The sequence below is a fragment of the Pseudomonas sp. PDM28 genome (assembly GCF_019219115.1).
GTDB classification, from domain to species: Bacteria; Pseudomonadota; Gammaproteobacteria; order Pseudomonadales; family Pseudomonadaceae; genus Aquipseudomonas; species Aquipseudomonas laurylsulfatiphila.
This window is the reverse complement of sequence record NZ_JAHUWG010000012.1, coordinates 171,557-195,066: the sequence shown is the minus strand read 5'-3', so window position 1 is coordinate 195,066 and position 23,510 is coordinate 171,557. Positions and strand designations below refer to the sequence as shown.

General features: G+C 60.4%; 23 protein-coding genes. 11 read left to right on the top strand and 12 right to left on the bottom strand.

Annotation, left to right across the window (positions count from 1 at the left end; all coding sequences use genetic code 11):
- Position 1 precedes the first annotated feature (1 nt).
- A complete protein-coding gene (locus KW841_RS26090; RefSeq protein ID WP_218480280.1) occupies positions 2 to 1,438 on the bottom strand; it encodes a cytochrome ubiquinol oxidase subunit I in 1,437 nt (478 codons plus the stop codon).
- A 484-nt stretch (positions 1,439 to 1,922) separates the two neighbouring features.
- Here KW841_RS26090 and KW841_RS26085 point away from each other — a divergent pair, with 484 nt between their 5' ends.
- The gene (locus tag KW841_RS26085; RefSeq protein WP_218480279.1) at positions 1,923 to 3,173 is read left to right on the top strand and encodes an MFS transporter; all 1,251 of its coding nucleotides are present in this window, start codon (positions 1,923 to 1,925) and stop codon (positions 3,171 to 3,173) included.
- Between the two features lie 5 nt (positions 3,174 to 3,178).
- Here the strand turns inward: KW841_RS26085 and KW841_RS26080 are convergent, their stop codons facing one another.
- Positions 3,179 to 3,730 (bottom strand): DJ-1 family glyoxalase III, encoded by a 552-nt coding sequence (locus tag KW841_RS26080; protein ID WP_007975779.1) that lies wholly within the window; start codon positions 3,728 to 3,730, stop codon positions 3,179 to 3,181.
- Positions 3,731 to 3,798: 68 nt separating this feature from the next.
- Positions 3,799 to 4,245, bottom strand: a complete 447-nt coding sequence (locus KW841_RS26075; RefSeq protein WP_218480278.1) for a DUF4879 domain-containing protein — start codon at positions 4,243 to 4,245, stop codon at positions 3,799 to 3,801.
- Positions 4,246 to 4,467: 222 nt separating this feature from the next.
- Here KW841_RS26075 and KW841_RS26070 point away from each other — a divergent pair, with 222 nt between their 5' ends.
- Positions 4,468 to 5,763 carry an NCS2 family permease gene (locus tag KW841_RS26070; protein WP_218480277.1) on the top strand — a complete coding sequence of 432 codons (1,296 nt, stop codon included), beginning with the start codon at positions 4,468 to 4,470 and terminating at the stop codon, positions 5,761 to 5,763.
- Complete coding sequence (gene trmA / locus KW841_RS26065) at positions 5,760 to 6,839, top strand: tRNA (uridine(54)-C5)-methyltransferase TrmA (RefSeq protein ID WP_102702072.1); 1,080 nt, start codon at positions 5,760 to 5,762, stop codon at positions 6,837 to 6,839. The genes KW841_RS26070 and trmA overlap by 4 nt, the downstream gene beginning before the upstream one ends.
- Before the next feature lie 52 nt (positions 6,840 to 6,891).
- Here trmA and KW841_RS26060 read toward each other — a convergent pair whose 3' ends face one another.
- Positions 6,892 to 7,338 (bottom strand): DUF2442 domain-containing protein, encoded by a 447-nt coding sequence (locus tag KW841_RS26060; protein WP_218480276.1) that lies wholly within the window; start codon positions 7,336 to 7,338, stop codon positions 6,892 to 6,894.
- The gene (locus KW841_RS26055) at positions 7,335 to 7,763 is read right to left on the bottom strand and encodes a DUF4160 domain-containing protein (RefSeq protein ID WP_218480275.1); all 429 of its coding nucleotides are present in this window, start codon (positions 7,761 to 7,763) and stop codon (positions 7,335 to 7,337) included. The genes KW841_RS26060 and KW841_RS26055 overlap by 4 nt, the downstream gene beginning before the upstream one ends.
- Before the next feature lie 226 nt (positions 7,764 to 7,989).
- Here KW841_RS26055 and KW841_RS26050 point away from each other — a divergent pair, with 226 nt between their 5' ends.
- From KW841_RS26050 to KW841_RS26040, 3 genes are all read left to right on the top strand, one after another.
- Positions 7,990 to 8,901, top strand: coding sequence for a LysR family transcriptional regulator (locus KW841_RS26050; protein ID WP_218480274.1), 912 nt, complete (start codon positions 7,990 to 7,992; stop codon positions 8,899 to 8,901).
- Positions 8,902 to 9,041: 140 nt separating this feature from the next.
- On the top strand, positions 9,042 to 9,482 hold the full coding sequence (aroQ, locus tag KW841_RS26045; protein ID WP_218480273.1) for a type II 3-dehydroquinate dehydratase: 441 nt from the start codon (positions 9,042 to 9,044) through the stop codon (positions 9,480 to 9,482).
- 5 nt (positions 9,483 to 9,487) lie between these two features.
- Positions 9,488 to 10,342 (top strand): shikimate dehydrogenase, encoded by an 855-nt coding sequence (locus KW841_RS26040; RefSeq protein ID WP_218480272.1) that lies wholly within the window; start codon positions 9,488 to 9,490, stop codon positions 10,340 to 10,342.
- Positions 10,343 to 10,420: 78 nt separating this feature from the next.
- On the opposite strand, the gene KW841_RS26035 is transcribed toward KW841_RS26040, so the two are convergent.
- Together KW841_RS26035 and quiC are read right to left on the bottom strand one after the other, a co-directional pair.
- On the bottom strand, positions 10,421 to 11,098 hold the full coding sequence (locus KW841_RS26035) for a TetR/AcrR family transcriptional regulator (RefSeq protein WP_116581842.1): 678 nt from the start codon (positions 11,096 to 11,098) through the stop codon (positions 10,421 to 10,423).
- A 102-nt stretch (positions 11,099 to 11,200) separates the two neighbouring features.
- Positions 11,201 to 13,102 (bottom strand): 3-dehydroshikimate dehydratase QuiC, encoded by a 1,902-nt coding sequence (quiC, locus tag KW841_RS26030; protein ID WP_218480271.1) that lies wholly within the window; start codon positions 13,100 to 13,102, stop codon positions 11,201 to 11,203.
- Positions 13,103 to 13,447: 345 nt separating this feature from the next.
- Here quiC and KW841_RS26025 point away from each other — a divergent pair, with 345 nt between their 5' ends.
- Positions 13,448 to 14,785: an MFS transporter gene (locus KW841_RS26025; RefSeq protein ID WP_218480270.1), complete on the top strand. Its 1,338-nt coding sequence runs from the start codon at positions 13,448 to 13,450 to the stop codon at positions 14,783 to 14,785.
- A gap of 126 nt (positions 14,786 to 14,911) precedes the next feature.
- Here the strand turns inward: KW841_RS26025 and KW841_RS26020 are convergent, their stop codons facing one another.
- Both KW841_RS26020 and KW841_RS26015 read right to left on the bottom strand, forming a co-directional pair.
- Positions 14,912 to 15,796, bottom strand: a complete 885-nt coding sequence (locus KW841_RS26020) for a DMT family transporter (protein WP_218480269.1) — start codon at positions 15,794 to 15,796, stop codon at positions 14,912 to 14,914.
- Positions 15,797 to 15,921: 125 nt separating this feature from the next.
- A complete protein-coding gene (locus KW841_RS26015) occupies positions 15,922 to 16,698 on the bottom strand; it encodes an IclR family transcriptional regulator (RefSeq protein ID WP_015096932.1) in 777 nt (258 codons plus the stop codon).
- A gap of 166 nt (positions 16,699 to 16,864) precedes the next feature.
- Here KW841_RS26015 and KW841_RS26010 point away from each other — a divergent pair, with 166 nt between their 5' ends.
- Positions 16,865 to 17,758 (top strand): neutral zinc metallopeptidase, encoded by an 894-nt coding sequence (locus KW841_RS26010; RefSeq protein ID WP_218480268.1) that lies wholly within the window; start codon positions 16,865 to 16,867, stop codon positions 17,756 to 17,758.
- Positions 17,759 to 18,718: an alpha/beta fold hydrolase gene (locus tag KW841_RS26005; protein ID WP_218480267.1), complete on the top strand. Its 960-nt coding sequence runs from the start codon at positions 17,759 to 17,761 to the stop codon at positions 18,716 to 18,718.
- A gap of 141 nt (positions 18,719 to 18,859) precedes the next feature.
- Here the strand turns inward: KW841_RS26005 and KW841_RS26000 are convergent, their stop codons facing one another.
- From KW841_RS26000 to KW841_RS25990, 3 genes are all read right to left on the bottom strand, one after another.
- A complete protein-coding gene (locus KW841_RS26000; protein WP_218480266.1) occupies positions 18,860 to 19,453 on the bottom strand; it encodes an HAD family hydrolase in 594 nt (197 codons plus the stop codon).
- Complete coding sequence (gene tesB / locus KW841_RS25995; RefSeq protein ID WP_007975794.1) at positions 19,450 to 20,319, bottom strand: acyl-CoA thioesterase II; 870 nt, start codon at positions 20,317 to 20,319, stop codon at positions 19,450 to 19,452. Before tesB ends, KW841_RS26000 begins: the two co-directional genes overlap by 4 nt.
- A 105-nt stretch (positions 20,320 to 20,424) precedes the next feature.
- Positions 20,425 to 20,994 (bottom strand): GNAT family N-acetyltransferase, encoded by a 570-nt coding sequence (locus KW841_RS25990; protein WP_218480265.1) that lies wholly within the window; start codon positions 20,992 to 20,994, stop codon positions 20,425 to 20,427.
- A gap of 79 nt (positions 20,995 to 21,073) precedes the next feature.
- Between KW841_RS25990 and KW841_RS25985 the strand changes: the two genes are divergently transcribed.
- Together KW841_RS25985 and KW841_RS25980 are read left to right on the top strand one after the other, a co-directional pair.
- The gene (locus KW841_RS25985) at positions 21,074 to 21,994 is read left to right on the top strand and encodes a histone deacetylase (RefSeq protein ID WP_104451362.1); all 921 of its coding nucleotides are present in this window, start codon (positions 21,074 to 21,076) and stop codon (positions 21,992 to 21,994) included.
- A 190-nt stretch (positions 21,995 to 22,184) separates the two neighbouring features.
- Positions 22,185 to 23,426, top strand: coding sequence for a TIGR03862 family flavoprotein (locus tag KW841_RS25980; RefSeq protein ID WP_218480264.1), 1,242 nt, complete (start codon positions 22,185 to 22,187; stop codon positions 23,424 to 23,426).
- Positions 23,427 to 23,510: the final 84 nt, after the last annotated feature.

Here is a 23,510-nt window from a genome sequence, read left to right as displayed (position 1 = left end):
TTCAAATCTCCTTGGTCAGGCTGTGGCCGGCTTCGGCGTGATCATCGTCGGCGGCGGACAGCGGACGGGCCGGTGTGCGTTTCTGGCCGGGACCTCCGTCGTTGGTTTCCTTGCCTTCGTCGATCTTCGGCCCCTTGCGCACCAGGCGCATCATGTAGCCAAGTCCGGCGCCAAACAGGGCGAAATACACCACGACGAACAGGATCAGGGTGATGCTCATCTGCATGACGCTATGGTTGGACGACGCATCCGCCGTGCGCATCAGACCGTAGACCACCCAAGGCTGACGGCCGATTTCGGTGGTGAACCAGCCGGCGAGGATCGCAATCAGGCCGGACGGCCCCATCCACAACGCCAGGTACAGGAACGGTCGCGAGGTATAGAGGGTGTCGCGCTTGCGCAGCCACAGGCTCCACAACCCGGTGAAGATCATCAGCATGCCCAGGCCCACCATGATCCGGAACGACCAGAACACAATGGTCGAATTTGGCCGGTCTTCAGGCGGGAACTCCTTGAGGGCCGGGACTTGCTTGTCCAGCGAGTGAGTCAGGATCAAGCTGCCCAGGTACGGAATCTCGACAGCGAATTTGGTTTTTTCCTCCTTCATGTCCGGCCAGCCGAACAGGATCAGCGGAGTCGCCTCGTTACCCTTGTTTTCCCAGTGCCCCTCGATCGCGGCGATTTTCGCCGGCTGATGCTCAAGTGTATTGAGGCCGTGGAAGTCGCCGATGACCGCCTGGATCGGCGCGACGATCAACGCCATCCACATGGCCATGGAGAGCATTTTGCGGATCGCCGGGTTGTCCTTGCCGCGCAGCAAATGCCAGGCCGCGGAGGCCCCCACGAAGAACGCCGTGGCCACGAACGCCGCCGTGGCCATGTGCATCAGGCGATACGGGAACGACGGGTTGAAGATAACTGCCAGCCAGTCGGTGGGGATGACCTGCCCGTTGACGATCTCGAAGCCCTGCGGGGTCTGCATCCAGCTGTTGGAGGCGAGAATCCAGAAGGTCGAGATCAGCGTACCAATGGCCACCATCACGGTGGCGAAGAAGTGCAGGCCACGCCCGACCTTGTTCCAGCCAAACAGCATGACCCCCAGGAACCCGGCCTCGAGGAAGAACGCCGTGAGCACTTCATAGGTCAGCAACGGCCCGGTAACCGATCCGGCGAAGTCCGAGAAGCGGCTCCAGTTGGTACCGAACTGATAGGCCATGACCAGGCCGGAAACCACGCCCATGCCGAAGTTGACGGCAAAGATCTTCGACCAGAAATGGTAGAGGTCACGGTAGGTGTCGTTATGGGTTTTCAACCACAGGCCTTCGAGTACCGCCAGATAACTCGCCAGGCCGATGGTGATGGCCGGAAACAGGATGTGGAACGAGATGGTGAACGCGAACTGGATTCGGGCGAGATCAAGTGCCTCTAAACCGAACATAAGTCTTCCTCTGTCAGGTAGTACGGCTGCTGGCTGGAAGCCTGCACCCACGGCCCCCACGGAAATGGAGTGTGGCGAATCTCTGTTTGTTCTTTTTTTGCACGCATCACAACGCAGGGAGTCTGGCCTTGCGGCCGCCGGATCAATTCCTTTTGTGGGTTTTGATCTGGATCAATCAACGTTGAAAGAGTAGTCCCAATTTCGGGGGTGAACCGCGTGGTCTTTTGCCGCGTGACAAGTTGCCTCATGGCCTTGGTCACGAGCTGCAATACATTCCTGTGGGAGCGAGCCTGCTCGCGATAGCAACCTGTCAGTCAACATCAACGCTGAATGTCACACCGCTATCGCGAGCAGGCTCGCTCCCACAGTTAATGGCAGTGTTCTCGATATCGATGTCTGGCTAACTAAATTTTTTGTCATGGCAACTTCTTGTTACAGGTTGGTGATAATCTCGCTGCTCCCCTCTCCCCAGATTTCCCCGCAGATGCCCAGCCAAGAGCCCTTGCTGTTACGTCACCATCGCCCTTTTCTCGCGTTCTGGCTGGCCCGGGTCTTTACCGCCAGCGGCTTCCAGATGCTCACCGTGGCCATCGGCTGGAACCTGTATCAATTGACCGGCAACGTGCTCGACCTGGGTCTGGTTGGCCTGGTCGAGTTCGCCCCGCGCGTGCTGTTCATGCTGCACACAGGGCACGTCGCCGACCGCTATGACCGGCGCAAGGTCGCGGCGATCTGCCAGTCCCTGCAGGCATTGATCGCCCTGTCGCTGGCCATCGGCAGCGCCACCGACCATGTCACTCGGGAAATGATCTTTATCCTGGCCTTCCTGCTCGGCGCCGCGCGCTCCTTTGAAATGCCGACCACCCAGGCCCTGCTGCCAAGCATCGTGCCTAGCGCACTGTTTCCCCGGGCAGTGGCCGCCGCACAATCGGCCCAGCAATCAGCCACCATCGTCGCCCCGGCCCTCGGCGGTTTGCTTTACGCCTTCGGCAGCGTCTGGGTGTATGGCCCGACGGTGCTGCTTTATGTCATTGCCTGTTCGCTGATGCTCAACCTGCCGGCCCGGCAGACGCCGCTGAACAAGGGCAAGGCGACACTGGATTCACTGCTCGCGGGCATCCGCTTCATCCGTAGTCGTCCGGACATTCTCGGGGCGATCTCCCTCGATCTGTTCGCGGTGCTATTGGGTGGAGCGACAGCACTGCTGCCGGTGTTCGCCAAGGACATTCTGCTGACCGGCCCGTGGGGGCTGGGCCTGTTGCGCTCGGCACCAGCAGTGGGTGCGCTGCTGATGTCGCTGTTCCTGGCGCGGTTTGCCGTGGAGCGCAATGTCGGGCGGGTGATGTTCACCGCCGTGGGCATCTTCGGCGTGGCAACCATCGCCTTCGGCCTGTCGACCTCGTTCTGGTTTTCCCTGGCGGTGTTGGTGGTGTTGGGCGCGGCAGACATGATCAGCATGGTGATCCGTGCCTCTTTCGTTCAACTGGAAACCCCGGACGAAATGCGCGGCCGGGTCAGCGCCGTGAACGGTCTGTTCATTGGTGCCTCGAACCAGTTGGGCGAATTCGAATCGGGCCTGACGGCCCACTGGTTCGGCACCGTGCCAGCCGTGGTCATGGGCGGGATCGGCACGCTGGTGGTGACCGGGGTGTGGGTCAAACTGTTCCCGACCCTGGCCAGCCGTGATCGCATGCACGTGGCTAAAGATGAAGAGAAGCAAGAGGCGAAAGTCTAAACCGGCTACACCAACAACTCCCCCGCCACCGCCGCACGTGTGGCTTTGCCGCAGAGTTGCTCCACCAGCGCCAGGGCAAATGCCAATGCGCCAGCCGAGCCCTGGGCGGTGATGCAGTTGCCATCGACCACTACCGGTTGATCGACGAAGTTACAGCCCAACAGTTGATGGCTGGCCGATGGCAGGCAGGTCATGCGCCGTTGACGCAAAACGCCAAAGGCTTGCAGCGCGACGGCGGGCGCTTCGGCGATGCCGGCGAACAGGCGACCGGCTGCCGCCTGATCCTTGATCAATTGTTGCAGGGGTTGATGGGCAGCCAAGTGCTGCGCCCCCACTGCGCCACCCGGCAAGGCAATCAGGTCGAAAGGCTGCGCCAGCAAGTCCACCAGCATGGCATCGGACGTCAGCCGAGTGCCGCGGGCGCAAGTGAGCATGCGCCGCCCTTCGATACTGGCCACCACCACTTCTATTTTGGCGCGGCGCAGTACGTCGATCAGGGTCACGGTCTGCAGGTCATCGGTACCCTCGGCGAGGGCAATCAAGGCTCTAAAAGTCATCGGGCACTGTCCACGGAATGATCTTTTAAGCGTAGTCAGCTTTCCCGCGCCTTGTTCGAGACATGTGGCTACTGGATGTAAAGCTGCGTCGACATCGTATTGCCGGGCGCATTGATCGAGGTATTGCTGAAGGTCAGAGTGCCTTCCTGTTTGCCAGCCAGATCGAGTGCATACAAATAGCCGACGGTTTTTTCCCCGGGGGTGCAACTGGTCAGGTTGCCGTTCTTGAACGCGCAGACCGGCGTACGCGTGCCGTTCACCTCAAAACCGTCGATGGCGATATGGGCCTCACGCCCGTAACCCACTTCCAGCACGTACACCGTGATGTTCGGGCCATTGTGATCGCAGCGCGTCCGGGTTTGCCCTTCGTCGATATTTTCAACGCCACAGGACGGCGAAGCGACTTTGAGCACTTTCAATTGACTCAATGGCGGGGCCGATGCCGCCGTGGCCGTTTGGGCCCCGAGAAGCAACGCCATCAATACGCCGAACACGCTAACCAGACGCCTTTTCATGCAGTACGTTCCCCCCCGAAAAACCAGCGCGCAGTATGGCGCACTTGGCTTTGACGCAAAACATCGACGACGATCACCGCCATAAGCAGCCATATTCCCAAGCTACTGGTATGATGCGCGGCTTTTTCCGGCCCACAGTAATTTCCAGGCGCGTTCTGCTGCCTGTGCTTTGCTGTTGAGGTCGATACATTCACGGCGCCCGGCGCGCCACGGGGAGCAGACATGCTGGAAAGGCTGTTTCAACTCAAGGCACACAACACCAACGTGCGGACCGAGATTCTGGCGGGCGTCACGACCTTTTTGGCCATGGCCTACATTCTGTTCGTCAACCCGAGCATCCTCGGCGAGACCGGCATGGACAAGGGCGCGGTGTTTGTCGCCACCTGCCTGGCCGCTGCCATCGGCTCCACCGTCATGGGCCTGATCGCCAACTACCCGATCGCCCTTGCACCGGGTATGGGCCTGAACGCCTTCTTTACCTACACCGTGGTCCTGCACATGGGCCATACCTGGCAAGTGGCACTCGGCGCGGTGTTCATCTCGGCGGTGTGCTTCTTCCTGCTGTCGATCTTCCGCATCCGTGAATGGATCATCAACAGCATCCCGTTGCCACTGCGTTCGGCCATTGCTGCCGGTATCGGCCTGTTCCTGGCGCTGATCGCCCTGCACAACGCCGGCATCGTGGTCAGCAACCCGGCGACCATGGTCGGCCTCGGTGACCTGAAGCAACCGGCTCCGATCCTCGCTACCCTCGGCTTCGCCCTGATCGTCGCGCTTGAGGCCCTTGCCGTGCGCGGCGCAGTGCTGATCGGCATTCTGGTGGTGACCATCGTTTCGATCGTGATGGGCTTCACCCCGTTCGGCGGCGTGATGTCGATGCCGCCGTCGCTGGCACCGACCTTCCTGCAACTGGATATCAAGGGCGCACTGGACATCGGTCTGGTCAGCGTGATTTTTGCCTTCCTGTTCGTCGACCTGTTCGACAACTCCGGCACCCTGATCGGCGTCGCCAAGCGCGCCGGCCTGATGGGCAAGGACGGCCACATGCCGAAAATGGGCCGTGCGCTGATCGCCGACAGCACCGCGGCCATGGCCGGTTCCCTGCTGGGCACCTCGACCACCACCAGCTACATCGAATCCGCCGCCGGCGTGAGTGCCGGTGGCCGCACCGGCCTGACCGCCGTCGTCGTCGCGATCCTGTTCCTGCTGGCGCTGTTCTTCTCGCCACTGGCCTCCAGTGTCCCAGCCTTCGCCACTGCACCGGCCCTGCTGTTCGTCGCCGTGCTGATGACATCCGGCCTGGCCGAAATAGACTGGGACGACATCACTGTCGCCGCGCCTGTGGTGATCACCGCGCTGGCGATGCCGTTCACCTATTCCATCGCCAATGGCATCGCCTTCGGTTTCATTTCCTGGACCGCTATCAAACTGATGTCCGGTCGTGGCCGTGAGCTGAACCCGGCGCTGGTGATCCTGTCGATTCTGTTCGTGATCAAGCTGGGTTGGTTCAACGCATGACTTTCGATTCCCAGGCCTATGCCGTTCAACTCGAAGAAAAGGTCACGCGTTTGCGTGACCTGCTGGCCCCGTTCGATGCACCCGAGCCGGCCGTTTTCGATTCGCCGCTGAAAAACTTCCGCCTGCGCGCCGAGTTCCGCCTGTGGCGCGAGGCCGGCGAGCGGCATTACGCGATGTTTTCCCAGGAAGACAAACGCACACCCATCCTGATCGAAGAGTTCCCGATTGCCAGCCTGCGCATCAACCAGTTGATGCCGCAGCTCAAGGCCGCGTGGCAAGCCAGTGCGGCCCTGAGCCACAAGCTGTTCCAGGTGGAGTTCCTGACCACGCTGGCCGGCGACGCAATGATCACCCTGTGCTATCACCGCCCGCTGGACGAGCACTGGCATGCGGCGGCCTCGAAACTGGCGACGGACCTGAACGTCAGCATCATCGGCCGCTCCAAGGGCAAGCGCGAAGTCATCGGTCACGATTACGTGGTCGAGCAACTGGACGTCGGCGGCCGCACCTTCAGCTACCGCCAGCCGGAAGGCGCGTTCACCCAGCCCAACGGTACGGTGAACCAGAAGATGCTCAACTGGGCGTACGATGCGCTCGGGGATCGCTCCGATGATTTGCTGGAGCTGTATTGCGGCAACGGCAACTTCACCCTGCCCCTCGCCACCCGCGTACGCAAAGTGCTCGCCACCGAAATCAGCAAGACCTCGGTCAACGCGGCGCTGAGCAATCTCAGCGAAAACGCGGTGGATAACGTCACCCTGGTGCGCTTGTCCGCCGAAGAGCTGACCGAAGCCCTGAATGAAGTGCGTCCGTTCCGCCGCCTGCACGGCATCGACCTCAAGAGCTACGAGTTCGGCAGCGTGTTCGTCGACCCGCCCCGCGCCGGCATGGACCCGGACACCTGTGAGCTGACCCGGCGCTTCGACAACATCCTGTACATCTCCTGCAATCCGGAGACCCTGGCAGCCAACATCGCCCAACTGCACGACACCCACCGGATCAGCCGGTGTGCGATGTTCGACCAGTTCCCGTGGACCCATCACATGGAATCCGGGGTGATGTTGACCCGGCGTTGATGGCAGCTGCCAGGCACAAAAAAGCCGTCTTCATGACGGCTTTTTTGGGCACTTACACGACAACATCGACCTTGCGCGGGCGCCCGCCTTTCCTGCCGTTGGCCCGCGCGGCTTCAGACTTTGCGGCGCTGCTCTGGCGACCATTGCGCGAAGCGACGACCGAGGCCGCCATGGCCATCAGCGGCTTGCTCGCAGAAATCATTCCGGCGATAGACACATGCAGGTCCTTGCCTTCATGGCACAGTGCAGTCCCCGCATAGCCGACAGTCAGGCTGGCGTAGTCCTCCAGCTCAAAATCATCGAACTCCGGATAGTTGTCCACGGGCAACAGTACGCCGCAGCCATCTTCGAAGAGCACTGCCAGACAGGGAGCCAGGTAGGTAACCGCTGTCGCTTGCAGGCTATGTTTCCTACGTAATTCACCACGTTCGATGGCCTTGTCCAGGCTACTTTCCGTTACGGGATTATCGGCCTGAACCTTGGTTTTTATCGTTTTCATAACTCGATCTCCACACTTTCCTGTGCACCGATCAGGGACAGCAATGTCTTGTTCGATTCAGGTACGTAGCAAGCCGATCCAATCATATTGGTCGTGCTGACAACCCTTTTCACCACAACGACTTCATTGCTTTGCCAGTCCCACAGTTGATTATCAAGACAGGCCGTTTGTAGTTTTCGCCACCAGATGCCGCGGGCGCGTCGTAAATGGGCGGGCTGCTTGAGCGATTGGCGCAAACCCTCAAGCACCGCCAATAGTGGCCGACGCGACAGCGGAACGACATCCCAGAGCTCGACACCGTTGTGCCAAAAGCTGAACCTGAATCTCGCACTCCACGTCCCCGCTTCCACATGCGCATGAGGCGGACAATGCTCGTCTCGCAACATGATCACTACCGACAGTCCTTTGAAACTGCATACCTTCATGCCAACCCATCCGTTAGGTTATTGAATCCGAGGATTCGACATTCCCGGGAAAATCCGACCGCTGGCATTGGCCGCCGAATCATTTCTTCCGTCCTCAGGCTAGCGCTCTGGTGCTTCCCGGACCTGCGTAACACCGCGCGAATTGGTAAGAAATCCTTTCTTTACAGCGCTGTCACCTGATAAATACTGATCCAGCTTCTTCATCTGATCCCTGGTGTAATCAATCATGCAGCGACAATTCGACGATCTTCAGTTGGGCAGCATTGAGCTGTTTTGCCTGGCCGCCGAGGCTGGCAGTTTTACTGCCGCGGCGCTGGTGGCAGGTGTCACGCCCGCTGCCGTGAGCCGATCGGTGTCGCGCATGGAAGAACGCCTGGGTGTGCGGCTGTTCGCGCGCACCACGCGTAGCGTGAAGCTCACTGACAGTGGTCGCCGTTATTACGAAGAATGTCGCCAGGCCCTTGCGCAACTGGTCGAGGCCCAGCGTGAGGTCATGGGCCAGCAGCAAGTGCCGTCCGGTACTTTGCGCATCAGTATTCCGACCACTTACGCGCATCATCGAATCCTGCCGCTGCTGCCCGAATTCCGGGCGCGCTATCCTGCGGTGAAAGTCGAGTCGCATATCAGCAATCGCAACATCGATTTCGTCGGCGAAGGCTACGACATGGCGATTCGCGTGCGAGCCATCCCGGATTCCGGTCTGATCGCCCGCCAGTTGGAAGATGCCGCCCTGGTGCTGATTGCCAGCCCCGATTACCTGAAACAGGCCGGCATTCCGCAAACCCTCGACGACCTCGAACACCACGAATGCATTCAGTATGAATTGCCCAGCAGCGGCCGGCGCATTGCCTGGTTGTTCAACGATGAAGGCGTACCCCGGGAGATTCTGGCCGAGGGCAACCTCAGTTGTTCCGATGATGTACTGGGCGGGGTGACGCTGGCCAAACACGGGGCAGGGTTGTTTCAGACCTATCGTTTTATCGTGGAAAAGGAACTGGCCAACGGCTCACTGGTGGAAGTGCTCAAGCCCTATGGCGGGCGCTCGCGACCGTTCACCCTGCTGTACCCGCAAAGTCGGCATGTGCCGCTGCGCTTGAGGGCGTTCATTGATTTTCTGGTGGAGCATTTGCCGCGCTGAACACAGAAAGTGTCCGATCATCGCCCACAAACCGCCAGCGTACCCTCTCTTCAATTGACCGAATTAACTAGTTAGTACAATTTATCTCCACAGGCCGAGAACCTTGGCCGATTCCAACAATAATAAGTGGAGAGATTCCGATGTCCCCTATCGTTCTGGTGCTCAACGGCCCGAACCTGAACCTGCTCGGCACCCGTGAACCGACGACTTACGGCCACGAAACCCTGGCAGACATTTCGGCCCTGTGCGGACGCGCCGCCGAAGAGTTTGGCCTGGCGGTGGAGTTTCGCCAGACCAACCATGAGGGCGAATTGCTCGACTGGATTCACGCGGCACGCGGTCGCTGCGCCGGGATCATCATTAATCCCGCCGCATGGACTCACACCTCGGTCGCCATCCGCGACGCCCTGGTCGCCAGCGAGCTGCCGGTCATCGAAGTCCACCTGTCCAACGTGCACGCCCGCGAGCCCTTCCGCCACCACTCGTTCGTATCCGCTATTGCCACGGCGGTGATGGCCGGTTTCGGCAGTCACGGCTATCGCCTGGCACTGGAACACTTCAGTCATCGTTTGAAGGGGTGATCGCCGTGACTCAGAACAACGTGGTACTGGCCGGGCTGATCGGCGCCGGCATCCAGGCTTCCCGCACACCGGCCCTGCACGAGCATGAAGGCGATGCCCAAGGGCTGCGCTACCTCTATCGTCTGATTGACCTTGATCAGTTGAAACTCGACAGCAACGCCCTGCCCGACCTGTTGATGGCTGCCGAGCGCATGAACTTCACCGGCTTGAACATCACCTTTCCCTGCAAGCAGGCAATCATCCCGCTGCTGGACGAACTCTCGCCGGAGGCCCGCGGTATCGGTGCGGTCAACACGGTGGTGCTCAAGGACGGCAAACGCATCGGCCACAACACCGATTGCCTGGGCTTTGCCGAGGGCTTTCGACGAGGTCTGAAAGGCGTTGCCGTTGAACGTGTCGTGCAGATGGGCGCCGGCGGCGCAGGGGCGGCGGTAGCCCACGCCTTGTTGAGCGAAGGCGTACGGCAACTGAGCATTTTTGACGTGGACATCCGCCGCGCCCAGGATCTGGCCGACAACCTCAATCAGCATTTCGGTGTCGCTCTGGCGGTGGCCGGGTATGACCTGCCCAGCGCCTTGGCCCAGGCTGACGGCCTGGTGAACACCACGCCGATGGGCATGAAAAAACTGCCCGGCATGCCGGTGCCGGTCGAGTTGCTTCGAGCCGAGTTGTGGGTGGCGGAGATCGTTTACTTCCCGCTGGAAACCGAACTGCTGCGCAACGCCCGCGCCCTCGGTTGCCGGACGCTGGACGGCGGCAACATGGCCGTGTTTCAGGCGGTGAAGGCATTCGAGTTGTTCAGCGGCGTGGTGCCGGATGCCCAGAGAATGCTTGAGCATTTCCAGAGCATGAATGACTGAAGATCAACAGATCGCAGCCTTCGGCAGCTCCTACAGATCAATGCGATGACGTAGGAGTTGCCGAAGGCTGCGATCTTTTCAAGCCTGCAAATAGCGCAGCACCGACTCGCAAATCATCTCCCGATGACGCTGCTTGATGCGCTCATCCGGCAAGTCGATCTGAAAAATCTCACCCACGGTATGGCGGTTCGAGACGCGATAAAAGCAGAACGAACTGATCAGCAGATGCACATCCAGCGGCACCAGGCCGGTGCGGAATACACCCTCTTCAACGCCCCGACGCAGGATCACATCGAGGGAATCGAGAACGGTGTTGTTCATCGCCCTGATCGCATCGGAGCGCTTCACGTACTCGGCGTTGTGAATGTTTTCGATGCTGACGATGCGCACGAAATCGACATTGCGATCGTGGTGATCGAATGTGAACTCAACCATCCGCCGAATCGCTTCCACCGGTGCCAGTTCGGTAAGGTGCAAACGGCTTTCAGTGCTGCGGATATCGCCGTAAAGCTTCTCCAGCACCTCGACGTAGAGCTGTTCCTTGCTGCCGAAGTAGTAGTAGATCATGCGCTTGGAGGTGTGGATGCGCTCGGCGATGGCATCGACGCGGGCCCCGGAAAGCCCCTGCTGGACGAATTCGACAATCGCCTCCTGCAGGATGTTTTCGCGGGTCTTTTCCGGGTTGTTCTTGCGACTCTTGCGCGGCTCGGTACCGGGTTCTACGGAGACTGCGGGGAGTTCTGAAGTCATTGTCATTGCGGGCTCACGGCCATCACTGCACAGGCTGGCGATTATGGGCTGCGCGGCACGGTGAAGGAAGCCGCGCGGCCCGTGTTTAATCCCGCGTTTACGAATTTCCTACAACTTGGCCTGACGGATGGCTCCGCTTCGGGATTTGGCCATGGCCGCCAGCCGCACCGCAACGTTGGCCGCGCCGTAGCCGGCATATCCGTTTTTACGCTGGATGATTTCAAAGAAGAACCGCCCCTCGAACGGCTCGGTATACACGTGAAACAACTCGCCACCTTGGGCGTCACGGTCATACAGCACGTTGAAATAGGCCAGCTCACTGAGGAACTCATCGTTGAAATCGAAGCGCGCCGCCAGGTCATCGTAGTAGTTGAGCGGGATATCCAGCAGCGGCACGCCCGCCTCTTTTGCACGGCTGACCTGGGCAAAGATGTCATCACAATCAAAGGCAATGTGATGCACTCCGGAGCCGCGATAACTCGACAGCGCGTGTGAGATCGCGGTGTTGCGGTTTTCGGAAATGTTTAGCGGCAAGCGGATCGAACTGTCGCGACTGCGCAAGGCACGGCTCTTCACCAGACCATAAGGATCCGGCAGCACCACTTCATCGTCCGCCTCGAAATCCAGCAGGCTCTTATAGAACAGCACCCAACTGTCGAGGCTGTCGGCCGGCAGCGCCATGGCCATGTGGTCAATGCGCTTGAGGCCGCCGCTGACCGGCGCTTGCGGGTACAGATTGAAGTCCGTGCCATAGACATCGGCGTGTTGATCCACCAGATAGATCAGGCTGCCATCCGGCGCACGCACCGCCGCCAGTTCCAGTTCGTTGGGGCCGACCAGCCCGCGGTAGGGCTGGCCCTTGTAGGCCACGGCGCGGGCCAGTGCGCTGGCGCTGTCTTTGACCCGCACGGCCGTAGCGCACAGCGAAGGGCCGTGGGCTTCGAAAAAGCTGTGGCCGAATGAGTAAGGCTCCGAGTTCAGGATCAGGTTGATATCGCCCTGACGCAGCAGGCTGACGCTCTTGGAGCGATGCTGCCCGGCCTTGACGAAACCCAGTCGCTCCAGCCAATGGGAGAGCTTGGCGCCGAGGCTTTCATCCACGGCGAATTCGAGAAATTCGATGCCGTTGTACTCGCTGGCCTTGGGTGTTTCGAACAGAATCTCAGGGCTGGCCATTGGCTTGGCTTCCTGAGCCAGACGCTCGCGGGTCTTCTCTTCCAGGTACAACAATGAGCGCAAGCCGTCGGCGGCATTGGCCCGTGGCGGCGCGGCGCGGAAACCATCGTTGAAGATTTCCAGCGACAATGGCCCGGTGTAGCCGCTCTGGATGATCGGCGCGAGGAACCCCGGCAAGTCGAATTCACCCTGGCCCGGGAAGCAGCGAAAATGCCGACTCCACTCCAGCACATCCATGGCCAGGATCGGCGCGTCGGCCATTTGCACGAAGAAGATCTTGTCGCCGGGAATCTCGGCGATGGCACTCGGATCGCCCTTGAGCGACAGGGTGTGAAAGCTGTCCAGCAACACGCCAAGGCTTGGATGATCGGCCTGACGCACGATGTTCCACACCTGTTGATACGTGTTCACGTGCCGGCCCCAGGCCAGCGCTTCGTAACCGATGCGTAGACCACGGGCCCCGGCATGTTCAGCCAGCAGGCGCAAATCGTCGACCAGAATCTGTTCATCACCGATGGAGTCGGCCGAGGCGTTGCTGCATACCAGCACCAGGTCAGTGCCCAGCTCCTGCATCAGGTCGAATTTGCGCTCGGCGCGTTCCAGGTTGCGCGACAGCCGATCTCGCCGGCAGCCTTCGAAATCACGGAAAGGTTGAAACAGGGTGATGGCGATCCCGAGATCGGCGCACATCTGTTTAATTTCCCGTGGGCTGCCGTCGTAGTAGAGAAGGTCGTTCTCGAAAATCTCCACACCGTCGAACCCGGCGGCGGCGATGGCTTCGAGTTTTTCCGGCAGGGTACCGCTCAAGGATACGGTGGCAATGGAACGCTGCATGTTTCGACTCCCGGTGGAGGCAATCTTGTTAGGGACATCGCACGCTTTTGTAGGAGCCAGGCTTGCCGGCGATGACGATCTCGCGGACGCTATCGCTAGCAAGCCTGGCTCCTACAGGGGGCGCGTTTAACTTTGAGTGAATTATTGGCTGCGCGATCCCACACAGCAATTCAAAGTGTACTACCCAGTTAGTTTTGTGTTCGATTATCGAACAAAATGGTGGTTGGCGAATTGACGATTTTTTGTCCACTGCCCAACATCGACCCCACATTGAGTCCGGACACGCAGCACCGGCCGCGATGTCCAAAACACCAAATAACAAATTCAAAAAAACGGGTGGTACATATGCTTCCTTCCCAAAGCTCACGCATGGCTCCGGCCATGAGCGTCACTGCCGGCGGTATCGGCGACAAGATCCGCGGCGCCATGGCGGTCGGCAAAACCCGTTGGGGCATGCTGGCGCTGGTGTTTTTCGCCACTACCCTGAACTACATCGACCGCGCCGCACTAGGTGTGATGCAGCCCATCCTGGCCAAGGAAATGAGCTGGACGGCGATGGATTACGCCAACATCAACTTTTGGTTCCAGGTCGGCTATGCCATTGGTTTCGTGCTGCAGGGCCGGCTGATCGACCGGGTCGGCGTCAAGCGCGTGTTCTTCTGCGCAGTGCTGCTCTGGAGCCTGGCAACCGGTGCCCACGGCCTGGCCACTTCGGCAGTCGGCTTCATGGTTTGCCGATTCATCCTCGGCCTGACCGAAGCGGCGAACTATCCGGCCTGCGTGAAAACCACGCGCCTGTGGTTCCCGGCTGGCGAGCGCGCCGTGGCCACTGGTATTTTCAACGCCGGCACCAACGTTGGTGCGATGTTCACCCCGATGCTGCTGCCACTGATCCTGCACGTCTGGGGCTGGCAAGCCGCCTTCCTGTGCATGTCGGCACTGGGCGGGATCTGGTTGCTATTCTGGGGCCTGAAGTACTTCAACCCGGAAGACCACCCGAACGTCAAACAGTCGGAGCTGGACTACATCCAGAACGAAGTCGAACCAGAACAAACCCGCGTCCCGTTCTCGAAAATCCTGCGCATGCGTGGCACCTGGGCCTTCGCCCTCGCCTACTCGATGACCGCGCCGGTGTTCTGGTTCTACCTGTACTGGCTGCCGCCGTTCCTCAATCAGCAATACAACCTGGGCATCAACGTGACCCAGATGGGCATTCCGCTGATCATCATTTACCTTACCGCTGACTTCGGCAGCGTCGGCGGCGGCATCCTCTCCTCGTTCCTGATCGGTCGCGGCGTCAACCCGATCAAGGCGCGACTGATGTCCATGTTCCTGTTCGCCTGCTGCATCATCGGCGTCATCATGGCTGCCGGCTCCAGCAATCTATGGGTCGCGGTGGCCGCCATCTCTCTGGCCATCGGCGCGCACCAGGCCTGGACAGCTAACATCTGGAGCCTGGTGATGGACTACACGCCCAAGCACATGATGAGCACGGTATTCGGCTTCGGCGGTATGTGTGCGGCGATTGGCGGGATGTTCATGACCCAGTTGGTCGGCCATATCCTGACCGTCACCAACAACAACTACACCGTGCTGTTCACGCTGATACCGGCGATGTACTTCATTGCGCTGACCTGGATGTACTTCATGGCACCGCGCAAGATTCCGACCATCACCGACTAAAGAAGTCATCAGTCCCTGTGGGAGCGAGCCTGCTCGCGAAAGCGATACGTCAGCCAACCTCAATGTTGAATGACAGTCCGTCTTCGCGAGCAGGCTCGCTCCCACAGGTCTCTGATCGTGGCCCTCCTAGCGGCGGCTTTGCTGCCAGGCCGCTGCCAATCCGCTGCAACAGATCACGGCAATACCGAGCACGGTGGTCAGTGTCGGCGTGTGGGAAAACAGCAGCCAGCCCAAGAGGCCGGCGAAAATGATCTGGCAATAGCTGAACGGCGCCAGCAGTGCCGGTGCCGCGAGTCGGAACGCCTGTGTCAGGAAGAGGTGAGCCGTCATCCCGCAGGCCCCCAGCGCCAGCATCATCGCGCCATGCACCAGGTTCGGTGTCTGCCAGAAGAACGGCACCAGCGCGCTCATCACCAGCGTGTTGCACAGGCCCGCGAAAAAGTTGCTGGTGGTCGGGCTGTCAATCTCGCTGAGCTTGCGCGTGAGCAGTTGATAGAAGCAGAAAAACAACGCCGAGCAGAACGGCAGCAACACCGCCGGGGTAAACAGATCTCCCCCTGGGTGAACGATGATCAGCACCCCGCTGAAACCGAAAATCACCGCCAACCACTGCCCACGCGTCACCCGCTCGCCAAGCAGCGGTACCGACAGCGCGGTGACCAGCACCGGTGCCAGGAAGTTGACCGACGTGGCCTCGGCCAACGGGATGTACATCAGCCCCGTGGTGAAAAACAGACTGGTGCCCAGCAGGCACAGCGCCCGGACCAGCTGAAGCAATGGCCGCTTGGTACGCAGCACCCGCAGCCCCGACTGCGGCAGGAAAATCCCGGCCATCAGCAAGGTGTGAACCACGTAACGCGCCCAGACCACCATGACAATGGGATAGAAGCCGGAGAGGTATTTGGAAAAGGCGTCGTGGCTGGAAAACAGGAATGTCGCGACAACGATCAGCAGGATCCCTTTGAAGGGCTGATTGACGCCGGAAAGCGGGGTACTGCTGGGCGACGTCAAGACAAAGTCCTTTTATGGGTTGAGGCGAGATATGAATAATTTAGAACCTGGTTCCATTTTATGAAATCTACGACTCAAGAAAGTGGGCGAATACCGCACACTGTTTATTCAAGCAGACTTCAGGTTCAACTGAACAACTCTGATGCCTGGCTCGCCAGTGAAAGCTCATCGGCGTATTTCAACAAGGTCGGCGCCAATTCATGCAATCGCGCGCCGGGCATTCGCGCACTTGGCCCGGCAATACTGAGCACGCCGATGACCCGGCCATCCAGTGGATGACGCACCACGGCGGCAATCGCCGAGGTGCCCACCGCCGAACTTTCCTCGACCCAGGCATACCCCTGCTCCCGCGCCAGACGCAAGCGCTCCAGCAGTTCAATATTCGAACGCGGTGCATTAGGCCCGACGTCTTGAGGCAACTCGGTCCCTTGCCGCTCGACCAGCAACAGCGCCTCGGCATCGCTCATGCACGCCAGCCACGCGTGCCCGGAAGCCGTGTAGAACAAAGGCGCATCACGCCCCATGTCTGGGTCGTAGCGCAGACCGGAACGGGCACCCTGGGACTTGGCGATCCACACCTGGCGCTCCCCCTGGATCACCCCCAGACGCACCAGCTCACCGGTTTCCCCGGCCAGACGATCGAGCACCGGCTGGATAATATCCGCGCCGCTGCCAGACAAGTATCGAAAGCCCATGGCCACCAGCTTGGTCGACAGGTGATAGCGCAGATTGTCCGGATTCTGCCGCACGTACCCCAGGCGAATCAGTTCAGCGAGCAAACGATGAGTCGCGCTTTTAGGAATTTCCAGTTGCTCGGCCAACGTCTGCATCGGCAAACCCTGCGGTTCACCGGTCAGGCTTTCCAGCACGCTGAAGACACGTTCGATCTGACTGCCAGCCATGGTATGTCCCAAACAAAATTTGGCTGATTCTAGAAGAGAAGCCCCACGAAGCAAAATGTGGAACCAGTCGCGCAACCGGCAGTCTGACGACCGGACTGGCGCGGCTCCCACTTGGCAGCAACACTCATCGCACGGCTCGTGACCCGGAACAGAAGAGGATTCGCACATGCTATGGAAAAAAGGCCGACGCAGCGACAACGTGGTCGATGCCCGTGGTGATGATGTCGGCAGTGGCGGCGGCGGGATGCGCTTCGGCGGTGGCAAGGGCCTGAGCCTGACGGCGATCCTGCTGATCGTCGGCATCGGCTGGATCACCGGCCAGGATCCACTGCAAATCCTCGGACAACTGACCGGGCAAATGGACCAGCAATCGGCGCCCGCCACCAACCAGAGCCGCAAGGCACCACCGGCCAATGACGAAGGCGCGGAGTTCGTGCGCTCGATCCTCGGCGACACCGAAGACACTTGGGGCGCGATATTCCAGCAGGCCGGCCGTCAATACAAAGAGCCGACCCTGGTGCTGTTCAGCAACCGCGTGAATTCGGCCTGCGGTCTGGCGACCTCGGCCACCGGGCCGTTCTATTGCCCGGCGGACCAGAAGGTCTATCTGGACATGGCGTTCTTCCAGGAAATGTCCCAACGCTTTTCCGCCGCGGGCGACTTCGCTCAGGCCTACGTAATCGCTCACGAAGTCGGACACCATGTGCAGACCCTGCTTGGGGTGTCCGCAAAAATCCAGGCAGCCCGCCAACAAGGCCGGCAGATGGAAGGCGACGGCGGTTTACTGGTTCGTCAGGAACTGCAGGCCGATTGCCTGGCCGGTGTCTGGGCCAACAATGCGCAGAAGCGCCTGAACTGGCTGGAACCGGGCGACATCGAAGAAGCACTGAACGCAGCGAACGCCATCGGTGACGATCGTTTGCAGCAACAGGGTCAGGGCCGCGTGGTCCCGGACTCGTTCACCCACGGTACGTCGGCGCAACGGGTGCGCTGGTTCAAAACCGGTTTCGCCCAAGGCCAGGTAAGCCAGTGCGATACCTTTGCGACGAAAAATCTGTAAATGAAAAAGTGGTTGTTGGTTGTTCTGTTTACTTGCGCAACGTCCCAGGCCGCCGAGCATGAGGTCAAGGACCTCAGTCCCGGACGCCTGCTGTTGAAATCAGGTGAAATCGCGGTGGGCATCAGCCCCGCCCCGGCAAAAATCGAACGGGTGCTGATCATCCTCCACGGTCGCTTGCGCAACGCGCAAACCTATCTGCAAAGCGGTGAGCACGCGGCCGAACTGGCCGGGCAAAGTGCAACGACTCTGGTGATCGCACCGCAATTTCTCAATGAAACCGATGTTGCGGCTCATCCGGTGGCCGATTCCGTTTTGCGCTGGCAAGGCAATGAATGGATGACCGCCGGCGAATCCACGGCACCGTTTCGGCTGAGCTCCTATGCGGCGCTCGACGAAATCATCGCTCGCTTGGGTGACCGCCAGCAGTTTCCGGATGTGAAGCAAATTGTCATCGCCGGTCACTCCGGTGGCGCGCAGGTGGTTCAGCGCTATGCAGTGCTCGGTCATGATCAGCCAGCCCTCGAGGCGGCCGGCGTACAGGTTCGATACGTGATTGCCAACCCGTCGTCCTATGCCTATTTCGATGAGCGCCGGCCCGTGGCGTTCAGCCACGCCGGTTGCCCGCAATTCAATCGCTGGAAGTATGGGCTAGCGGACTTTCCCGCCTACGCCGAAGGACAAACGCCCACACAACTACAAGAAAAGTACCTTAAGCGTGACATCGTTTACCTACTGGGCCAGCAGGACACAGACCCGAATCATCCGGCGCTGGATAAAAGCTGTGAGGCCAAGGCGCAAGGGCCGTACCGGTTGGCGCGCGGGCGTTTTTACTTTGATTATCTGAAGCGGCTGCAACCGCAAGGGTTGAATCAGCAACTGATTGAAGTACCCGGAGTCGGGCATAACGGGGACGGGATGTTTACCTCGCCGGAGGGGCAGAAGGCGTTGTTTGGTCAGTAGGTGTTGCACTGCCTGGTCTGACGCCTTCGCGGGCAAGCCCGCTCCCACAGGGTTCTCGGCAGTACACAATATTTGTGTTCACTGAAGATCACTGTGGGAGCGGGCTTGCCCGCGAAGGCGTCAGATCAGCCAACCACTTCCTCAAGCCGACAGCATCTGCCGCAACTCAACACAATCCGCCGCATGCCAATCGGTCAATTCCGGCCACGGATTATCCGGCAGGTTCACCAGCACCGTGCGCGCGCCCGCCGCCCGTCCGCAATCCAGATCAAAGCGGTAATCACCGACCATCACCATCTCGCTTGCCGGCACCTTCCACGCTTCGGCCAGTTTCAGTAAACCGCCCGGATGCGGCTTCGGCGGTGCTTCATCACGCCCCAGCACGTCCTCGACCGCAAAGCAGTCGGCCAGGCCAATGGCCTCCAGCGTGACATGCGCCAGCTCCCGGGCATTGCGCGTGAGAATGCCCAGGCGATAACCGCGCCCGGCCAACTCGCGCACCAATTCCACTGCGCCCGGCGCCGGTTTCGAACCGAGTGCCAGGTCCCGTTCGTGCTCCAGCAGCCACGCATGCTTGGCAGCGGCTTCATCGGCCGGCAATGCGGAGAGGTGGGTCAGGATGTCGGCTTCGGCAGGAATCGCCAAGGCTACGCGAATCGCCGCAAAGTCGTGCACGGCCACGGTCAGGGTGCCGTCCATGTCGAACACCCAGTGACGCACGTCGGCCAGGCTCACGCCCAATCCTTGCGGTGACGGATCAAGCCTTCCTGGGTGACCGAGGCCACCAATTGCCCGGCGCGATTGAACACGCTGCCTCGGGAGAATCCGCGCGAGTTGCCGGCCCAGGGGCTGTCCATCGCGTAGAGCAGCCAGTCATCGGCACGCAGATTCTGGTGGAACCACAGTGCGTGATCGAGGCTGGCGACCTGCATGTCCTTGTGCCAGACCGATTTGCCGTGGGGCTGCATCGAGGTGACCAGCAGGCCGAAGTCCGATGCATAGGCGAGCAGGTATTTATGCAGCGCCGGCGAATCGGCCAAAGCCCCGTCGGCACGGAACCAGACGTACTTGACCGGATCGGACGGCAGCGGGTTGTAGGGATCTTTTTCAGTCACCGGGCGGAATTCGATCGGCTTGGGGCACAACAGCTTTTCGCGCATTTTCTCGGGAATCAAGTGCGCGCGCTGCTGGGTCAGTTCCAGCTCCGAGGGCAGGTTTTCCGGGCCAACCACAACCGGCATTTTGCTCTGGTGCTCAAAGCCTTCCTCGTCGTACTGGAATGACGCACTGCACGTGAAGATCGGGTGGCCCTTCTGAATCGCCGTCACCCGGCGCGTGCTGAAACTGCCGCCGTCACGCACCCGGTCAACCTGATACACCACCGGCAACCCGGCATCACCCGGACGCAGGAAATAGCCGTGCATCGAATGCACATGGCGCGCCTCTTCTACCGTCTGACTCGCCGCCGACAGCGACTGGCCGAGTACCTGGCCACCGAACAGCTGACGAAAACCCAGGTCCTGGCTACGGCCGCGGAACAGGTTTTCTTCGATCGGTTCCAGGGTCAGCAAGTCGACCAGATCTTCCAACACTTGGCTCATTCAGACTCTCCTCACGCAAAACATTGCCGCGCAGTCTTGGCTGCAACGGTCGATTCAGTTTCCGGCCCGGGCCAGCATGGGGCCATTGTAAACGTCCGTGCCAGCTTATCCATGCAAGGTTTGCAGCCATTGTTCGCGGCTGATGCGATACAGAACATGCCGACGCAACGGATGATCGGCCTCGAGTCGCGGGTGTTCGAAGTCATCCGCCGGGTCATGGTGCATGCCGATAGCCTGCATGACTTTCTCTGACGGCAGGTTGGTTTGCGTCGTGAAGGCCACCACCTCTTTCAGCGGCAAGCGGTCAAACCCACAGCGCAGAGCGGTCCACGCCGCTTCACTGGCATAACCGAGGCCCCAGTGCTCGCGGGCCAGGCGCCAGCCGATTTCCGTCGCGGGGGTGAATGGTGCGTCGAATCCGACCACATTGAGCCCGGTAAACCCGATGAACTGGCCAGAGTCCTTTCGTTGCAAGGCCCAGAGCCCATAACCATGCTCGGCGAAATGACCACGGATTCGCCCGATCAATGACGCGCTTTCCAGCCGACTCAAAGTGCCTGGAAAGTAGCGCATCACCTGCGGATCGGCACACATCGCCGCGAAGTCCGCCAGATCGTCATCGCGCCACTGGCGCAACAGCAGCCGAGCGCTTTCAAGCTCCAGTATTGGCTCCATCTTGCCCCGCCCCTCCATTTCAATGTCGCCAGTCTACAACGCTGGTAGGATCCTTCTCTCATTCCTACATGAAATGACCATGCCACTGCCGCTGATTTATCACGAAGACTACAGTCCCGAGTTTCCGGCGGATCACCGCTTCCCCATGGACAAGTTCCGCCTGCTGCGCGATCACCTGGTGGACAGCGGCCTGACCCGCGACGCCGACCTGCTGCGCCCGGATCTGTGTCCGGCAGACATTCTCGCCCTCGCCCATGACCCTTCGTATATCGAACGCTACATGAGTGGCGAACTGTCCCGCGAAGACCAGCGCCGCCTTGGCCTGCCCTGGAGCGAAGCCCTGGCCCGGCGCACGGTGCGCGCAGTCGGCGGCTCGCTGCTCGCGGCCGAGCAGGCGCTGGAGCATGGCCTGGCCTGTCACCTGGCCGGCGGCACCCATCATGCGCACTACGACTACCCGGCCGGGTTCTGCATATTCAATGATCTGGCGGTGATCAGCCATTACCTGCTGGAAAGTGGTCGGGTGAACCGAGTGCTGATCTTCGATTGCGACGTGCATCAAGGCGACGGGACCGCACGAATCCTGCACCACACCCCGGAAGCGGTAACCGTTTCCCTGCACTGCGAGAAGAACTTTCCCGCACGCAAGGCCGAAAGTGATTGGGACATTCCGCTGCCCAACGGCATGGGCGATGCCGACTACCTGAAGGTGGTGGACGATGCGCTCAACTACCTGCTGCCGCTCTATCAACCGGATTTGGTGCTCTATGACGCCGGGGTCGATGTGCACAAGGACGACGCCCTGGGTTATCTGAAGCTGACAGACGAAGGCGTCGCCGCCCGCGATGAAAGCGTGATGCGCCATTGCCTGGGCCGGGACATCCCTGTGGTCGGGGTGATCGGCGGCGGCTACAGCAAGGACCGCCAGGCCCTGGCCCGCCGCCACGGCATCCTCCATCACAGCGCGCAGCGCGTCTGGCAGTCATCAGGTTGTCACTGAGTTGTGGATGCTTTACCCACAATGCCTGTGGAGCTGCCTGTGGATAACCTGAGTGAAAGGGTCTGCAGCCCACACGGCGTATAGGGTACAGAATGGTGGTTGTTTTTTAACCAGCGCGGGCAAGCCCGCTCCCACAGTTATCGTGTACTGCTAGAATGCGCGGCTACTCCGCCACACCGCAGCTTTTACCATGACTCAGCCCACCACTTCCCTCCCCCCTCACGTCGCCATCATCGGCGGCGGTCCTGCCGGTTTGATGGCAGCTGAAGTACTGAGCCAGGCCGGGATCAAGGTCGACCTGTACGACGGCATGCCTTCGGTTGGACGAAAATTCCTCCTGGCCGGTGTCGGCGGCATGAACATCACTCACTCCGAAGCCTACCCGGCGTTTCTCTCGCGCTACGCCGAACGCGCCCCGCAAATCGCCCCACTGTTGCGCGGCTTCGGTGCCGATGCGTTGTGCCAGTGGATTCACAACCTGGGCATCGAAACCTTTATCGGCAGCTCCGGCCGGGTGTTCCCCACCGACATGAAAGCCGCTCCGCTTCTGCGCGCCTGGCTCAAGCGCCTGCGCGACAGCGGCGTAGTTATCCACACCCGCCACCGCTGGCTCGGCTGGGACGAGCGTGGCGGTTTGCGCATCGACAGCCCGGACGGCGAAAAAACCGTGCAAGCCGATGCCACCCTGCTCGCCCTCGGTGGCGGCAGTTGGTCGCGCCTGGGCTCGGACGGCGCCTGGATGCGGGCACTGGAGCAGCACGGCGTAGGAATGGCGCCGTTGCAACCGAGCAATTGCGGCTTCGAGGTGCAGGCCTGGAGCGAATTGATGGTCAGCAAATTCGCCGGCGCGCCACTGAAAAATATCGCCATCGGTCTCAATGATGATGTGCCCCGGCTCGGCGAATGTGTGATCACTGCCACCGGGATCGAGGGCAGTTTGATCTACGCCCTGTCGGCGCCTATTCGCGAAGCGATCAATCAGCACGGTACGGCGACGATTCATCTGGACCTGCTGCCCGGCCGGCCTGTGGATAAAGTGCTGGCGGCGTTGAGCAAACCACGAGGTTCACGCTCGATGGCCAAGCACCTGCACAGCCAGCTTGGCATCGATGGGGTAAAAGCAGCGCTATTGCGTGAACTGACCAGCGCCGAGTGCTTTGCCGATATGGCCTTGCTGGCCAAGGCGATCAAGGCATTGCCACTGTCACTGGTGAAAACCCGTCCACTGGACGAGGCGATCAGTAGCGCTGGCGGTGTGTTGTTCGAGGCGATGGATGAGCGCTTGATGCTCAAGCAAATGCCTGGCGTGTTTTGCGCCGGGGAAATGCTCGATTGGGAAGCGCCGACGGGCGGTTATCTGCTGACCGCGTGTTTTGCCAGTGGGCGAGCGGCTGGGTTGGGGATGGTGGAGTGGTTGCGGCACAAAGGCTGAAGACCGAGGCGCGCCCTTCGCGAGCAAGCCCGCTCCCACATTGATCTTCAGTGAACACATAATTTGTGTACGACATGGATCCTG

Excerpts from the sequence above, each read along its gene's own strand:
- KW841_RS25985 (WP_104451362.1), top strand. The coding sequence starts at position 21,074 with ATGCCACTGCCGCTGATTTATCACGAAGACTACAGTCCCGAGTTTCCG.
- KW841_RS26055 (WP_218480275.1), bottom strand. The coding sequence starts at position 7,763 with ATGAAGGTATGCAGTTTCAAAGGACTGTCGGTAGTGATCATGTTGCGA.
- KW841_RS26085 (WP_218480279.1), top strand. The coding sequence starts at position 1,923 with ATGCCCAGCCAAGAGCCCTTGCTGTTACGTCACCATCGCCCTTTTCTC.
- KW841_RS26015 (WP_015096932.1), bottom strand. The coding sequence starts at position 16,698 with ATGGCTGGCAGTCAGATCGAACGTGTCTTCAGCGTGCTGGAAAGCCTG.
- KW841_RS25990 (WP_218480265.1), bottom strand. The coding sequence starts at position 20,994 with ATGGAGCCAATACTGGAGCTTGAAAGCGCTCGGCTGCTGTTGCGCCAG.
- KW841_RS26025 (WP_218480270.1), top strand. The coding sequence starts at position 13,448 with ATGCTTCCTTCCCAAAGCTCACGCATGGCTCCGGCCATGAGCGTCACT.
- KW841_RS26050 (WP_218480274.1), top strand. The coding sequence starts at position 7,990 with ATGCAGCGACAATTCGACGATCTTCAGTTGGGCAGCATTGAGCTGTTT.
- KW841_RS26090 (WP_218480280.1), bottom strand. The coding sequence starts at position 1,438 with ATGTTCGGTTTAGAGGCACTTGATCTCGCCCGAATCCAGTTCGCGTTC.
- KW841_RS26010 (WP_218480268.1), top strand. The coding sequence starts at position 16,865 with ATGCTATGGAAAAAAGGCCGACGCAGCGACAACGTGGTCGATGCCCGT.
- KW841_RS26005 (WP_218480267.1), top strand. The coding sequence starts at position 17,759 with ATGAAAAAGTGGTTGTTGGTTGTTCTGTTTACTTGCGCAACGTCCCAG.
- KW841_RS26075 (WP_218480278.1), bottom strand. The coding sequence starts at position 4,245 with ATGAAAAGGCGTCTGGTTAGCGTGTTCGGCGTATTGATGGCGTTGCTT.
- KW841_RS26080 (WP_007975779.1), bottom strand. The coding sequence starts at position 3,730 with ATGACTTTTAGAGCCTTGATTGCCCTCGCCGAGGGTACCGATGACCTG.
- trmA (WP_102702072.1), top strand. The coding sequence starts at position 5,760 with ATGACTTTCGATTCCCAGGCCTATGCCGTTCAACTCGAAGAAAAGGTC.
- quiC (WP_218480271.1), bottom strand. The coding sequence starts at position 13,102 with ATGCAGCGTTCCATTGCCACCGTATCCTTGAGCGGTACCCTGCCGGAA.
- KW841_RS25980 (WP_218480264.1), top strand. The coding sequence starts at position 22,185 with ATGACTCAGCCCACCACTTCCCTCCCCCCTCACGTCGCCATCATCGGC.
- KW841_RS26060 (WP_218480276.1), bottom strand. The coding sequence starts at position 7,338 with ATGAAAACGATAAAAACCAAGGTTCAGGCCGATAATCCCGTAACGGAA.
- KW841_RS26035 (WP_116581842.1), bottom strand. The coding sequence starts at position 11,098 with ATGACAATGACTTCAGAACTCCCCGCAGTCTCCGTAGAACCCGGTACC.
- tesB (WP_007975794.1), bottom strand. The coding sequence starts at position 20,319 with ATGAGCCAAGTGTTGGAAGATCTGGTCGACTTGCTGACCCTGGAACCG.
- KW841_RS26070 (WP_218480277.1), top strand. The coding sequence starts at position 4,468 with ATGCTGGAAAGGCTGTTTCAACTCAAGGCACACAACACCAACGTGCGG.
- aroQ (WP_218480273.1), top strand. The coding sequence starts at position 9,042 with ATGTCCCCTATCGTTCTGGTGCTCAACGGCCCGAACCTGAACCTGCTC.